At 65.8% G+C, this 13771-nt stretch carries 12 protein-coding genes; 2 read left to right on the plus strand and 10 right to left on the minus strand.

The genetic code is table 11. The annotated features are described in order from the left end of the window. Positions 1 to 173: 173 nt before the first annotated feature. From QMG83_RS02315 to QMG83_RS02360, 10 genes are all read right to left on the minus strand, one after another. The gene (locus tag QMG83_RS02315) at positions 174 to 1043 is read right to left on the minus strand and encodes an SIS domain-containing protein (RefSeq protein ID WP_283503753.1); all 870 of its coding nucleotides are present in this window, start codon (positions 1041 to 1043) and stop codon (positions 174 to 176) included. 12 nt (positions 1044 to 1055) lie between these two features. Next, complete coding sequence (locus QMG83_RS02320; protein ID WP_283503754.1) at positions 1056 to 2003, minus strand: NAD(P)-dependent oxidoreductase; 948 nt, start codon at positions 2001 to 2003, stop codon at positions 1056 to 1058. Position 2004: 1 nt separating this feature from the next. Then, positions 2005 to 2970, minus strand: coding sequence for a shikimate dehydrogenase family protein (locus QMG83_RS02325; RefSeq protein WP_283503755.1), 966 nt, complete (start codon positions 2968 to 2970; stop codon positions 2005 to 2007). Further along, positions 2967 to 3602, minus strand: coding sequence for a bifunctional 4-hydroxy-2-oxoglutarate aldolase/2-dehydro-3-deoxy-phosphogluconate aldolase (eda, locus tag QMG83_RS02330; protein WP_283503756.1), 636 nt, complete (start codon positions 3600 to 3602; stop codon positions 2967 to 2969). Before eda ends, QMG83_RS02325 begins: the two co-directional genes overlap by 4 nt. After that, entirely contained in the window at positions 3599 to 4207 is a 609-nt protein-coding gene (locus QMG83_RS02335; RefSeq protein WP_283503757.1) for a glucose-6-phosphate isomerase family protein, read from the minus strand. The genes eda and QMG83_RS02335 overlap by 4 nt, the downstream gene beginning before the upstream one ends. A gap of 128 nt (positions 4208 to 4335) precedes the next feature. After that, positions 4336 to 5382, minus strand: coding sequence for a LacI family DNA-binding transcriptional regulator (locus QMG83_RS02340; RefSeq protein WP_283503758.1), 1047 nt, complete (start codon positions 5380 to 5382; stop codon positions 4336 to 4338). A gap of 10 nt (positions 5383 to 5392) precedes the next feature. Further along, positions 5393 to 6265, minus strand: a complete 873-nt coding sequence (locus QMG83_RS02345; protein WP_283503759.1) for a sugar phosphate isomerase/epimerase family protein — start codon at positions 6263 to 6265, stop codon at positions 5393 to 5395. Next, positions 6262 to 7464 carry a dihydrodipicolinate synthase family protein gene (locus tag QMG83_RS02350; protein ID WP_283503760.1) on the minus strand — a complete coding sequence of 401 codons (1203 nt, stop codon included), beginning with the start codon at positions 7462 to 7464 and terminating at the stop codon, positions 6262 to 6264. Before QMG83_RS02350 ends, QMG83_RS02345 begins: the two co-directional genes overlap by 4 nt. A 6-nt stretch (positions 7465 to 7470) precedes the next feature. Next, on the minus strand, positions 7471 to 8670 hold the full coding sequence (locus QMG83_RS02355) for a Gfo/Idh/MocA family protein (protein ID WP_283503761.1): 1200 nt from the start codon (positions 8668 to 8670) through the stop codon (positions 7471 to 7473). A 146-nt stretch (positions 8671 to 8816) separates the two neighbouring features. Further along, positions 8817 to 10421 (minus strand): GH39 family glycosyl hydrolase, encoded by a 1605-nt coding sequence (locus QMG83_RS02360; protein WP_283503762.1) that lies wholly within the window; start codon positions 10419 to 10421, stop codon positions 8817 to 8819. A 102-nt stretch (positions 10422 to 10523) separates the two neighbouring features. Here QMG83_RS02360 and QMG83_RS02365 point away from each other — a divergent pair, with 102 nt between their 5' ends. Together QMG83_RS02365 and QMG83_RS02370 are read left to right on the plus strand one after the other, a co-directional pair. Continuing rightward, on the plus strand, positions 10524 to 11759 hold the full coding sequence (locus QMG83_RS02365; protein WP_283503763.1) for an SGNH/GDSL hydrolase family protein: 1236 nt from the start codon (positions 10524 to 10526) through the stop codon (positions 11757 to 11759). Then, the gene (locus tag QMG83_RS02370) at positions 11756 to 13762 is read left to right on the plus strand and encodes an alpha-amylase family protein (protein ID WP_283503764.1); all 2007 of its coding nucleotides are present in this window, start codon (positions 11756 to 11758) and stop codon (positions 13760 to 13762) included. The genes QMG83_RS02365 and QMG83_RS02370 overlap by 4 nt, the downstream gene beginning before the upstream one ends. Positions 13763 to 13771 lie beyond the last annotated feature (9 nt).

Here is a 13771-nt window from a genome sequence, read left to right on the forward strand (position 1 = left end):
CCGCGTAAATATCCGCTTTCGAGTGCCCACTTGGTCGATTTTCTCTGATATTCTGTAGCAGCACTACACAAGAAGCGATAGGCGCGCTGACGGCCCTTCGCGTTCCTTCTTTCCGTCAGCGCAGACGAAGGGCCCGATTCTGTGGTGGAAATCGGGCCCTTTTTCGCGCTCGGTTACTCGACGCGGCTGCGTCGGAATGATGCGAGCTGTTCTTTCATGCTGGCGAGCCGCGCCGCATGAGCGCTGCCACGGCGCAGCGACACCGCTGTGGCAAGGATGTCGACGACCACCAAACCTGCCAGTCGGCTCACCGATGGCGTGAGGGTATCCGTGTCCTCGAACGTTCGCACGATGATCGGGATGTCGACTATCCCGACCAGGGAGCTGTCGGCCTCCCCGGTGATGCAGATCACCGTGGCTCCAGCGCCCTTGGCGGCTGTCGCTATGTCGAGAATTGACGAGGTCTCTCCGGTATTGGAGATCGCCACGAAAACATGCCCAGGCCCGGAAACGGCAGCCGCCATGAACTGCTGGTGAGGATCCCCGGGTGCGAGGCACGGGACACCGAAATGGGGTGACTTCTGGGCGGCATCTGCCGCGATGATGGCCGACGCGCCCAAGCCCAGGAACGTCACGGAGTTTGCGGCCAGAATCGCGACAACTGAGCGTTCGATCTGCTCCGGATCGAGGGCGCGGCGGGCGCGATCGAGGCTGCTGATCGTGTGATCGAACACCTTCGTCGAGAGCTCGCCGGCGGAATCTCTGGGCGAGATCGTCGACAGGGTCGCCGGCATTCCCAGCGCGAGGCTCTGTGCCAGCGCCAGGCGGAACTGCTGGAAACCGTCGAATCCCAGCGCCGTGGCGAACCGCATGACGGTCGGGTCGGTGACCCCTGCGGCGTCCGCGACGGCGGCCATTGTCGCGTTGACGACGAATGCCGGATCGCTGGCGACGAGCTCGGCGACCTTGCGCTCGGAACGTCGAAGCTCCGGCAGGCGGGCAGCGAGGTGCTCGATGAGCGGAATTCCGGGGTCGTGGGCCATGGCGTTAGCTCCTCAGTGGGCTGTAGTCGACCCCGAAGCAAGAGTAACCAGAAGGTTGGCTACCGCGAACTCGACAGCACGGCGAGTGCTTGCGTCGGTATACGCGCCCAGGTGGGCGGTGAGAGTGACATTCGGATGGCTCAACAGTGGATGCGCGACGGGCGGCTCTTCGGCGAACGCATCGACCGCGTATGCACCGAGTTGCCCGCTGTTCAGGGCCGCAAGGGCCGCGCCGGGATCGACAAGGCCCCACCTCGCGGTGTTCACCAGAGTGGAACCGGATGGCATCGTGGCGAGCAACGCCGCGTCGACGAGTGCCGATCCGTCGGGAGCTGGTGGGCTGTGCAACGTGATCGCGTCAGACGAAGCGAACAGTTCTGCCAGTGAGACCTGCCGAGCGGGTCCGTCGCCGACTGTGGCGAAGGGGTCGCTCACCAACACCTGCGCGCCCAGAGCAAGACAGAACTCGGCGACGAGGCGGCCGATGGCGCCGTAACCGACGACGCCGATCGTGAGGTCGGGGAACTCCCGCCCGAGAGTCCGGCTCCAGCGACCGTTGCGCAGCGCCTCATGCGATGAGGCAATTCCACGGATTCCCCCCAGCAGATGGGCGAGGGCAAGCTCCGCCACGCCGCGAGCGTTTGCTCCACGGGCCGTCAGAACCTCGACGCCGCGGGCTGCGGCCGCATCGAGGTTGACTGTGTCCGAGCCAGCACCATTGCGGCTGATGACGCGCAGGTCGGGGAACAGGTCGAGCTCAGCCGCCCCGATCCTCTCGACCCCCGCAAGCCAACCCACGATGTCGCGGGGAAGGCGTTCGAGGTCAGAGAGCACGGGGGCGACCCCGGCGGGGCCGGCAACGAGCTCGTAGCCCGCCTCCGTGAGGGGTCGGAGCTCAGCCGTGTTGAGATGGCCTGCCGCCGTCAGTGACCGGGGGGTGATGAGCACGCGCCCGGTCATGTCAGGCGCGCGTTCCGCCGGCGAGGCGCGAGAGCTCGTCGAAGCCAGCTCCGGAGGTGGGGATCTCGATGTCGAAGACCTCGGCGATCACCTGGGTCCAGCCGTGGATGAAGTACTCCCAGCCGTCGACCACGGTGATGACCCGCTCCGCGGCGTGGGCGCGAGCCTGGTCGAGGAACACGAGATCACCGCGATAGTTGAGATCCCAGGCGTACGACTCGCGCGGGAATGAGGCGGCGTTGCTCAGGGGCGAGCCCGGTGCATCCTTGCCCAGCCCCGTTGCATTAACCACGACGGCGCCCGCGGACAGGCCCGCGAGGATCCGATCGTTTTCCGCGGCGGTGGCCACCGCAACGGTCGTGAGTGGAACGTCGGAAGCTGTAGTCTCGTGAACCCGCCGCAGGATGTCGAGCCGGTCTGCGCTGCGGTTGGTGACGATGACGGCGGTCGGCCTGGCGGCGCGCTCCGGCCGGCTGAGGTGCCAGTCCATTGCGATCGCCGATCCGCCGGCGCCCATGATGAAGAGTTCACGCGGTGTCGCCCACAGCTCGGGGGCGATGAAGGAATCGAGGGCGAGCCCGGATGAGAATGGATCCTTGGCCGACGCTCGAAGGCCACCATTCCGCTTCGACAGGGCGCTTACTTCGGTCATGAGAGACGCGAGGGGGTCGATCTCGTCGAACAGGTCGGATGCCGCCGCGTACAGGTCCATCTTGTGAGTTGTCACCAGGGCGCCAAGGCTCAGCGGGTCGCCGGCGATGAACTGCACGACCGCGCGATACTGCTCAGCGGGAGCGTGAATCGGCAGGTCGATGCCGACAAGTTCCACCTCTCCCAGGCCGAGGTGCTCGGCCCAGCGCGGGAACACCGTGCGTATGGATGAGGAACCGGTCGAGACACCGATGAAATAGAAGGTGCGTACTGCTGCGGGCTCGAGGGTGTCTGCGGTGAACGTGCGCGGCGTCATGAGTGGTCATTGTTGGTGAGGGCTCTCGCGCGAGCAGTGATCCCGTCCCAATCCTGGGAGTTGATCGATGCGGTGTCGGCGATCCACGTGCCACCGACCGCGATGACCGCGGGGATGTCCAGATAGTCCTGAAGGGTGTTGGCGCGGATCCCGCCGGTCGGCATGAACCTCACGCCGGCGCCGCCGAGTGGTGCTGCCAGAGCCGAGATGGCTGCGGGGCCTCCCGAGGCGGCCGCGGGGAAGAACTTGAGCACGTTGAATCCGGCATCAATGGCAGCCATGGCCTCGGAGGCGGTGACCGCTCCGGGGATGAAGGGAAGACCGGATGCGCGGGCAGCGTCGCCGAGAGAAGGAGTGAGCCCGGGTGAGACCAGGAAGCGCGCGCCCGCGGCGACGGCCTGGTCGAGCATGCCGGCGTCGAGCAGGGTGCCAGCTCCGACGAGTACATCCGGTCGCGCCTCAGCGATGGCGCGGATCGCGTCCAGCGCTGCGGGGGTGCGCAGGGTCACCTCAAGGGCGGGCAGGCCTCCGGCCGTCAGGGCGTCGGCGAGGGCGACGGCAGTGGAGGCGTCGGCGATCTCCACCACGGGGACGACTCCAAGTTTCGCGAGCGTGAGGAATGCGTCGTTCATTTTGTTCCTGTCAGTTGGTAACCGGTGTGATCGGGGTTTGAGCGTGTCGTCCAGCCGTCGCCATCCGTGACGATGAGGTCTCGCATGCCGTTGGCGTCGGCGATGATCTCGTAGTTCTGGCCAGCGTCCGCGGCGTAGCAGAACAGGGTGACGAACGGCACATCTCCCGTGTTGACGCTGCGGTGAATCCATTCGCCGGGCACGTTCACGGCATCTCCCGGCGAGAGTGGGACAGCCTCACTGCGACCGTCGACGGTCTCGAGCAGCATGACCCCGGTGCCAGACAGGCAGTAGTAGAGCTCAGCCCGGTCGGAGACTTCGTGGAGGTGCCCGCGCGTGACGGCGAATTCGTCCCCGTAGCGTCCGGGAAGAACGCAGCTCGTGCCGACGATGAGCGAGCCGGGGCCGGAGTTGTAGCGCTGTTCGTCTACGGAGTACACGAGGTGCTCGGCACCCTGAGTGTCGAGGGCATGAGCATAGGCCGCGGAGTCACGGTAAACACCGCCCATGTCGCCGAGCGTCTTGCGGTACGACCGAGTGCTGCCCGTGAGCTTTCCTTCGGCGTGAACCCGCAACAGGGTGGGGGCGTCAATGGACTCCGTCATTCGTCCTCCTGGCTCATTTGGTAGTAATACTACACAAAGTCCGCCAAGATGGGGTTAAATCTCGGGATTCGGCGCATCCCCGGGGTGTGCTTTGTAGTATTTCTAACGGAGTGTGGGTCGCGACGACGTCAGCGTTGTGGAGTGCTTTCGCGCAACAACACCTCGAGGATGATCGTCTCCCCGGAAACCCACGAGTCGTCGAGCACCGCTCGGAGCGCTTCGTGCCCGACCTGAGTCAGCGGCACGTGCACGGTCGTGAGCGCGGGAGTGACATCCTTTCCCGTAGGAATATCGTCGAACCCGGCTACCGCGATATCGGCACCGACCTCACGTCCGGCTTTTCGGATGGCTGACACCGCGCCGAGCGCGATGACATCGCTGATGCCGAAGACGACGGCGCCGGGCGCGACGCCTCCGGCGAGCGCCTCATCCATTGCGCTCGTTCCACCCTCACGGTCGAACCCTCCGCGAATCACCCGGCTGATGTCGCCGCCGCCCGACCGGAAGCCCTCGCTGAACCCTTCGATGCGGTCGTCGGACGTGCGCACGCCCTCCAGTGCACCGAGAACGATCGCCGAGCGATATCCGCGGGCGGCCAACGCGACCCCCAGCGCTCGCGCTCCGCCGCGGTTGTCGATGAGCACGGCGGGGAAGTCGCCTCCGCCGGGGCCGACAGTGACAATGCGTCCCCCTCCGGCGGTCAGGGCATCCAGCTCATGTTTCAGGCGGGGGTCGGTCGTCTCGGCTCGGCGTGATGCCGCGAGGATGAGGCCGCGCGGTCGCTGACCGCGCAACGCTCGGACCAGCCGGATCTCCCGCTCAGCGTCCCGCTCGGTGATGGCAATCGTGACGACAAGTCCGGCCTCGTCAGCACCGTGCGCGACGCCGGAGGCGAGCAGACCGAAATAGGGGTCCGCGATGTCGGCAACGAGCAGCGCAATGATGGCGGAGGTTCCCTTGGCGGTGGCCTGGGCTGACAGGTTCGCGCTGTATCCGAGCAGCTCCGCGGAGCTCCGCACGCGGTCGCCGTACGACTCGGCGACCTTGCGGGTCGAGCCGTTGAGCACCCGGGACGCGGTTGCCAGCGAGACTCCGGCGTGGCGCGCTACGTCGTGCAGCGTGGGCGACGCGCTACGAGGGCGATCGCGGCCGGGGTCGGCGGTGATATCGGTCATCCCCGCAATACTACGGACGGGCGAGGTGCGGCGAGACTGTCGCGCCGAAGCTCGTCGCCGTGCGTCGGATGGTCTCGCCCGGCTCGGTGGCCCACACGTCGGCGTTGAAGATCTCCACCTCGATGTCCCGGTCGTAACCGGTGTCGATCACCGCTCGCGTCAGGGTGTCAAAATCGATGATTCCCTCGCCGGGGTAATGACGCGAGAGCAGCACGTCGACGGGCAGCGGCGTCTTCCAGTCGCAGACCTGATACGTCGCGATGCGCCCCTCCTCACCCGCTCGGGCAATCTGGCCGAGAACATCCGGATCCCACCAGATGTGAAATGTGTCGACGGCCACCCCGACAACTGCCGGATCGAAGTCGGCGGCCATGTCCAGTGCCTGACCGAGCGTCGAGACGACCGCGCGGTCCGACGCGAACATCGGATGTAGCGGCTCGATCGCGAGCGTGACACCCGCCGCCGCGGCACCCGGAGCCAGCTCGCCCAGAGCATCGCGCACGCGCTCGCGGGCACCGATCAGATCGCGTGAACCGTCGGGCAGCCCCCCGGCGACCAGCACCAAAACCGCGGTCGATCCTTCGGCCCCTGCGCTCGCGAGGGCTGCGGTCTCCTCGATGGCGACGCGGTTGTCATCGATCGATGCGCGGCGCGCGGCGCCCTCAGGCATCGTGAAAAAGCCGCCGCGGCACAGGGTGGTGAACCGCAGCCCCGAATCCGTCAGCATCGCTGATGCCGTGGCGAGGCCCACCTCCTGCACGGGCTCGCGCCAGAGGCCGATCGCCTGGACTCCGCCAGCGCGCGTGACCTGCAGCGCTGTGGCGAGGTCGGCGTGTTTGATGGTGGCCTGGTTGATCGACAGGCGCGGATCCGGGGCGCTCACGCGTCGACTCCGTTCAGGCGCAGCATCCCATGCCATCGGTGCGCGGCCAATTCTGGCTGTTCGAGGGCGTTCGCGGCGTTCGCGAGCTCCACAATGCGTGACAGATGCGGAAGGCTGCGCGCCGAGTGCAATCCGCCCACCATCTGGAACGCGCTCTGATGCCCGTTCAGCCACGCGAGGAACGCAACGCCGGTCTTGTAATAGAAGGTAGGCGCCGCGAAAATCTGGCGGCTGAGTGCTTCGGTCGGGGCGAGGATCTCGAGGTATCGGGCAGAGTCGCCGGCATCCAACGCCTGGACCGCGGCCGATGCGACCGGCGTGATGGCCGCGAATGCACCGAGCAACGCGTCGGAGTGCTGCCTCGGGCTGCGCGGGTCGCGCTCCGGCTGAGGAGCATCCGGAACATCCGCCCCGCCGATCAAGCCGACGTAGTTGAAGTCGTCGCCGGTGAACATACGAACGCCCTCCGGGAGGCGTTCACGCACCGACACTTCGGATGCGGCATCCAGCAGGCTCATCTTCACGCCGGCGACCTTGCCGGGGTTCTCCTGGATGACGTCGAGCAGCACAGTCGCTGCCTCGCTCCAGTCGGCACTGCCGAAGTAGCCGGTGAGCATCGGGTCGAAGGCGGGGCCGAGCCAGTGCAGCACGACCGGCGTCGTTGCTGCTGCCAGCACCTCGCGATACACCCTTCGGTAGTCGTCCGCAGACTGGGCCGCGCGGGCGAGGTGACGGCTGGCCATGAGAACGGGGCCGGCGCCCTGTTCCTCGGTGAAGTGGAGCTGCTCCTTGTAGGCGTCGATCACCTCGTTCAGCGAGACGACCTCGGCGTCGAGGTGGTCGGTGTTGACCCCGACCACGACCGAGCCGCCCTCCTCGCGCGCGGTCTGGGCAGAGCGAGCAATCAGTTCACGCGTTGCGGCAGCATCCAGCCCCATATTGCGCTGAGCCGTGTCCATCGCATCGGCCACACCGAGGCCCCACGAGTACACTGCGCGACGGAACGCCAGCGTGGCATCCCAGTCGATATCGGCGGGCTGGCCGGGAGTGTTGTCTGCGTGAATTTTCGGCACCACGTGGGCAGCCGCATAGGCAACGCGACTGCGCAGCGGGGCGTCGGGCTTGGAGTACCCGGGGGAGTCGGCGAGGTCGACGGTCGATGTCGCACCGGACGCCGCGAGGAGGGTGAGGTGTGGCATCCGGGGTCAGTCCAGCGTCAGCGACGGAAGCTCGATCTTGCGACCCTCGCGGCTTGACTGCAGACCGGCCTCGGCGAGCAGAACACCTCGCGCGCCGGCGAGCAGGTCGAACTCGTAGGGCGTCTCGAGCACGTACGACTCCAGGAACTCCTCCCACTGCTGGCGGAATCCGTTCTGGAAAACGTCGTTGACCGGAACCCCTGCCCAGTCGCCGTCGTAGTTGTGGTCGTCTGCCAAGTCGGGGTTCCAAACCGGCTTCGGCGTCGCGTTGCGGCTCTGGATCTTTGCGCCGAACAGACCGACGACGGCAGAGCCGTGTGTGCCGTCGACGTGGAACTCGACGAGCTCATCGCGATTGACGCGGACGGTCCAGGAGGAGTTGATCTGCGCGACGACGTCTCCGTCGAGTTCGAAGATTCCGTACGCGGCGTCTTCGGCAGTGGCGGTGTACGGCTCGCCATTCTCGTCCCAACGGGTCGGGATATGGGTCGAGGCCTGTGCGTACACAGAGTTGACCTTCCCGAAGAGGTTCTCGAGCACGTAGTTCCAGTGCGGGAACATGTCGACGATGATGCCGCCGCCATCTTCTGCGCGGTAGTTCCAGCTCGGACGCTGGGCGGGCTGCCAGTCGCCTTCGAACACCCAGTAGCCGAACTCTCCGCGAACGGACAGGATGCGGCCGAAGAAGCCCGAGTCGATGAGGCGCTTGAGCTTCTGCAGCCCAGGAAGGTAGAGCTTGTCGTGCACGACGCCGGTCTTGACCCCGGCAGCCTTCGCGAGACGAGCAAGTTCAAGCGCCTCCTCGACGTTCTCGGCGGTGGGCTTCTCGGTGTAGATCGTTTTGCCGGCCGCGATCGCCTTACGCAGCGCGGTCGACCGCGCCTTCGTCACCAGGAAATCCGCGTAGATCTCCCAGCGGGGGTCGGCGAGCGCTGCGTCCAGATCGCTCGTGTAATCCTCGATGCCGTGCCGGGCGGCGAGCTCGGCAAGCTTCGCCTCGCTGCGCCCGACGAGAATCGGCTTGACGGTGATCTTCGTGCCGTCGGACAGCTCGATTCCGCCCTGATCGCGGATGGCGAGGATCGAGCGCATCAGGTGCTGGCGGTATCCCATGCGCCCCGTTGCGCCGTTCATGATGATGCCGATCTCGCGGACCTGCGGTCCGGTCGACGTCGCCGCCACCGTTGGGGAAACTGATTCTGCCATTGTGCAATCCATTCGGTTGTGTCCGTTAAGACGGGAAGTCGGGATGCGGGTAAACGCTTTCCCAGAGTATGCCATGAGCTTGGATGCCCCGCAACCGGTCTCCCGCAAATCGTCGGGGGCGCGAGAACCTGCGCGCAGAGCCGCGGCTACAGCTGCGTGAGCAAGGCAAAGCTCCAGGGCTGCAGGGTTATGTCGAGTGTGAGGGCGCCCTCCGAGGCCGCGTACTCCTCGACGCGCAGTGCGCGCGCGCTCTCGTCGATCGCGGCCTGATCTGCGCGACTGAGGTTCGCGGGCGACCCGCGGTCCGTCCACGCAGCGATCGCGTTCCCTGACGACTCATCGACGACCTCGAGGCGGAATCGGGCATCGGGGGCAAGCCCATCGATGCGCACCGAAACTGCTCGAGGGGTGCCGGTGGCGAGCGTGGCCCTGGCGATGTCGCGGGAATCGATCGATGCCGGAACCGTCAGCGTTACCTCGGCGGGGTAGTGAAAGAGTGCTCCGACGAGCTTTCCGTCCTCGCTTCGGCGGGTCAGTGCCCCGACGTCGGTCGTGGCAAGCAGCTCGTCACCGAGTTCGGCCAGAAAACGGTAGGCGTGATAGGTCGGTTTCGGAATGCCGTGGTGGGTAAGCAGCCCAAAGCCTCCATGGAATGGCTCCTGGCCTCCGCCCTCTTCCTCGAAAATGTCAGTGAAGGCCCAGTATGCGAGCGAGTCGACGAGGCCGATGGTGTCAAGGTTCGCCTTGAGCACGAACGTCCCCGCCTGCAGATGGTCGTGCGTGTGGTCTCGCGAGCTGGACGACGACGACCATTCGGTGAGGTGGATTTCAGCATCCGGGTAGTGGCTCTCGTTGACGAGCGTGCGCAGCAGGCGGAGGTCGCGCGCGGTGGCGTTGACATCACGGGTCAGCTTCGCGCCCTGCCCGTGCCCGTCGAGAGCCCAATCAGTCGGGTACGGATGCACGGAAATGAAGTCGACCGGAAGGCTCTCCTGTTCAGTGAACGCGAGGAACTCGGCGAGCCAGACGGGCTTCCACTCGAGCGCCGAAAGGTCTTCTGCTGCGAGCACCATCGCGTGCTGAGATGTGTCTTCGGTTTCTCCATCGAAACGGGCATCGGGCACGAAGTTGCTGGTGGCAGGGCCGCCCACGCGAAGCGCGGTGTCGACGCTCTTGACGGCGCGAGCGGCGCGCTTGTACATCTCGAGGTACTCCGCGCGTGTGCCGCGGAAGAAGGGTGCAAGATTTGGTTCGTTCCACACTTCGAAGTACCACGTGCGGATCTCGTCGATTCCGTAGCGGTCCCGCCAGTGTTCCACTGTGCGAAGAACCAGCTGCTCCCATTTGTCGAAGTCGGTGGGAGGACTGCCGTTGGCGCGCCACCAGAACCCGGTGGCAGTGTGGACAGCGATCTCGCTGGGCATGAACCCAAACTCGACGAACGGGCGGATGCCGCTTTCCAGCAGCGCGTCGAACAGCACATCCATGTACTGGAACGATGGAGCGACCTGGCCGGACTCATCCTCGCGATAGACGAACATGTCGTCGTGGAACAGGCCGTGGAAGCGCAGGTACCTGAAGCCCTGCACCTCGATAACCTCACGAAGCTGGCGCTGCCAGTCTGCTCGAAGTCCCTCATTTGCTCGGCCAGCACCCGCGACGAGGTTCCAGTGATGCCGAAACGGGGTTCCATCGCCGCCAACGTGGGCACTCAGAATTGAGGGGTCTGAGGTGGGTTCTGTGGGGGCCATGACGAGTCTCCGATCGCTTTTCATCATGGTAACCGCTTTCCGCAATGGCGTATGCTGCTCAGCTACGGCCATCCTTCTCGCGGGCCGGAATTGACTGAGGGGATGACGATGACGTCAACGTCAACGACAACGGCTCCGGCGGGCGCGATCCACCCGGACGCCACCCGGGCGGCCAGCGGTTTGGTCGACATCCCACTCGTCGGGGGACCCCTGACCATCCGGGGCGCAGTGTGGATCGAACCCACAGAACGGGGCATTTTTCCCCGGCGCTACCTGCCTCCCGCAGCCCACCGGTTCGTCGATGAATTCATGCGCGCAACGATGAGTCAATCGGCTGGCATTCGCATCGCGTTCCGCACGGCGGCGCGGCAGATCGAGCTACGGGTGTTGAGTACGAGACTTGCGGACTTCGTCGACGCGCCCCCGACCATGGCGACCTACGACATCTGTGCGAACGGCGAAGTAGTGAGCACGGCTTCCTCAGACATCGGGACCCGGCTGGTCCTCGTCGATCGAAATCTGAGCGCGGTGGTCGCCGGCGGGGAGGCGATTCTAAACTTCGCGCTCGATGGGCAGGAGCGGGAGTACGAGTTGTGGTTGCCGTATGCCGACGAGGTGGAGTTGCGCGGATTTCGGGCGGACGCGCCGGTGCTGGCATCCAGCGCGCCGAGCCGGCCTCGATGGGTGCATCACGGCAGCTCGATCAGCCATGGGTACGTCGCATCGAGAACCACCCGCACCTGGCCGACTATGGTCGCGCAGGCCAGCGATCTCGAGCTGGTCAACCTGTCGTATGCCGGCAACGCAATGCTCGACCAGTCGACGGCGCGCACCATCCGCGACACCCCCGCCGCCGTCATCTCGGTGAAGCTCGGCATCAACGTCGTCAATGGCGACGTCATGCGCCTGCGAGCATTTCGAAGTGCCGTTCACGGATTTCTCGACACCATTCGCGACGGTCATCCGGACACCCCGCTGCTGGTCATCTCGCCCGTGTGCTGCCCGCCGGTCGAGACGACGCCCGGTCCGACGGTGCGCACGGGAAGCGGCGACACCGCGTGGTTCGAATCGGCCGGGAGTGTCGATGACGTCGCTGCGGGAAAGCTCAGCCTGCAGGTCATCCGCCGCGAACTGGCTGACATCGTCGCTCACCGTTTCAGGCACGACCCGCACATCGGATACCTGGACGGGTCTGACCTGTACGGCACGTCCGACAACCTCCGACAGCCCATGCCCGACAACCTGCATCCGGCCGACGATGTCAACGAACTGATTGCCGAACGATTCGCAGCGGCCGCCTTCGGCGCCAACGGATGGACGCCGAGGTCTTCGCTGTGACCGCGATCACCACACCTGAGCCGTTCCTTGCCCGCCGATCCATCCATCTCGACTTCCACACATCACCTCTCATCCAACCGATCGGCACCGCGTTCGACGCGGCGGAGTTCGCGGACAGGTTCGAAGCACTGAGGGTCGACTCGGTCACTCTCTTTGCCAAGTGCCATCACGGCCAGCTCTACTACGACACCGACCGCGCCGAGCGGCATCCCGGCCTAGGGGAGCTTGACCTCTTGCGGGAACAGGTCGAGGCGCTGCGCGGCAAGGGCATCCGCAGTCCGCTGTACCTGAGCGTGCTGTTCGACGAGCATGCCGCCGCACTCCACCCCGAGTGGGTCGCCGTCGACGAGCGCCGCAACCCCGTCCGGGTGGATTCTCACGGGGTCCCCGGCTGGCACATCCTCGACATGACAAGCCCTTACCGTGACTACCTTGCCGAGCAGATCACCGATGTTCTCGAGCGGTTCCCCGATGCCGATGGATTCTTCTACGACATCTGCTTCGACCAGCCAGGGTTCTCATCGACATTTCGCGCGACAGCGCAGGCGATGGGACTCGATCCCGACCGGGAGGCGGATCGCGCTACCGCTGCGCAGGGAGTGTCGCACGAGTACATGGCGCGCTACCGCGACCTGGTGCAAGGCACCGGGCGCGATGGCACTCCGCGCTCCGTGTTCTTCAACTCCCGGCCGCGACTGCACCTCGCCGCCGAGAAGGAGTTCTGCACCCACGACGAGGTCGAGGCGTTGCCGACCGGCGGCTGGGGCTACACGTATGCCCCCTATGTCGCACGCAACGTTCTGCCCATTCAGCCCCGCGCGCTGGGCATGACCGGCCGCTTCTTCGGCAGCTGGGGAGACAGCGCCAGCCTGCACCCGGAAGCCGCACTCGTGTATGAGGCGCTGCAGATGGTCTCGCTCGGCATGGGGATCTGCATCGGCGACTCGCTTCCCGCTTCTGGTCGCTCTCATCCGGCGGTCACCGATCGGCTCACGGGGCCGTTCGCCTATGTCGAGAAGGTTCAGGATGTCGCGAAGGGGTACCAGCGCGTCGTCGAGGTGGGCGTCATCCGGCCCGTTCCTTCGGGAGCGGACGTTCACGATGTCGACGCCCCTGGCGCAGGAGAGCTCGGCGCGCTTCGGCTTCTCACCTCGATGGGGCTGAGTTTCGATTTCGTGGCTCCCGGTCATGACCTGACTGACTACAGGGCGGTCGTCATCCTCTCCGGAGTTGTGCTCGATCCCGCTATGCGCCTGGAGCTTGAGAGGTTCATCGCGGGTGGGGGCTCGGTGTTTTTCTCGGGCATTCTGGCGGGCGACGAAGATTGGGTTGCCGACGTTCAGGGGTTGCGTCCGATTGACGCACCCGCGTTCGAGCGTGAGTTCTTCCGTCCCGTGCCGCAACACACGGGGCTTCCCGACTTCGACTTTGTCACCCCTGGGTCGATCCGTCGGATGCAACCACACCCGGACGCACTCGTTCTCGCGACCGTCACCGAGCCATTCTTCGACAGGACTGCGCAGTCGTTCAGCGGCCATGAGTACACGCCCGCAGGTGCCGCGACCGAGCATCCGGCAATGCTGGTTCACCACGCTGTGGCGACCTCACTGTTCCCCGTGCTCGAGGCGTATGGGCGCCTCGGCGTGCCCGAGTACGCCGATCTCGCGGCCGCGGCCATCCGCACGATCATGCCGACTCCCGCCGTGCGGCTGGCGGGTCCGAGCCACCTCGAGGTTGCCCTGCACAGTGCGCCGGATTCGGCGCTGCTGCACCTCATCAGCTTCCTTCCGTCACGTCGCGCGATGTCAGACGTGGAGACAGTGCTCGAGCCGATACCGGTTGTTGAGCTCGTCGTCGAGCTACGGTCGGATCGTGCCCCGAGTGCCGTCACGCGACCACTCGAGGGCGACGCCGTGCCCTTCACCTACGCCGACGGGTACGTCAGGTGCGAAGTATCGTTTGCAACCGGCCACACGATGCTGGTCGTGCAGTACCCCGTGTGATGCACGCCA

The sequence above is a fragment of the Salinibacterium sp. G-O1 genome, assembly GCF_030063305.1.
Lineage (GTDB): Bacteria > Actinomycetota > Actinomycetes > Actinomycetales > Microbacteriaceae > Rhodoglobus.

Coding starts and splice junctions, on each gene's coding strand:
- QMG83_RS02315 (WP_283503753.1), bottom strand. CDS start 1,043: ATGGCCCACGACCCCGGAATTCCGCTCATCGAGCACCTCGCTGCCCGC.
- QMG83_RS02320 (WP_283503754.1), bottom strand. CDS start 2,003: ATGACCGGGCGCGTGCTCATCACCCCCCGGTCACTGACGGCGGCAGGC.
- QMG83_RS02325 (WP_283503755.1), bottom strand. CDS start 2,970: ATGACGCCGCGCACGTTCACCGCAGACACCCTCGAGCCCGCAGCAGTA.
- eda (WP_283503756.1), bottom strand. CDS start 3,602: ATGAACGACGCATTCCTCACGCTCGCGAAACTTGGAGTCGTCCCCGTG.
- QMG83_RS02335 (WP_283503757.1), bottom strand. CDS start 4,207: ATGACGGAGTCCATTGACGCCCCCACCCTGTTGCGGGTTCACGCCGAA.
- QMG83_RS02340 (WP_283503758.1), bottom strand. CDS start 5,382: ATGACCGATATCACCGCCGACCCCGGCCGCGATCGCCCTCGTAGCGCG.
- QMG83_RS02350 (WP_283503760.1), bottom strand. CDS start 7,464: ATGCCACACCTCACCCTCCTCGCGGCGTCCGGTGCGACATCGACCGTC.
- QMG83_RS02355 (WP_283503761.1), bottom strand. CDS start 8,670: ATGGCAGAATCAGTTTCCCCAACGGTGGCGGCGACGTCGACCGGACCG.
- QMG83_RS02360 (WP_283503762.1), bottom strand. CDS start 10,421: ATGGCCCCCACAGAACCCACCTCAGACCCCTCAATTCTGAGTGCCCAC.
- QMG83_RS02365 (WP_283503763.1), top strand. CDS start 10,524: ATGACGATGACGTCAACGTCAACGACAACGGCTCCGGCGGGCGCGATC.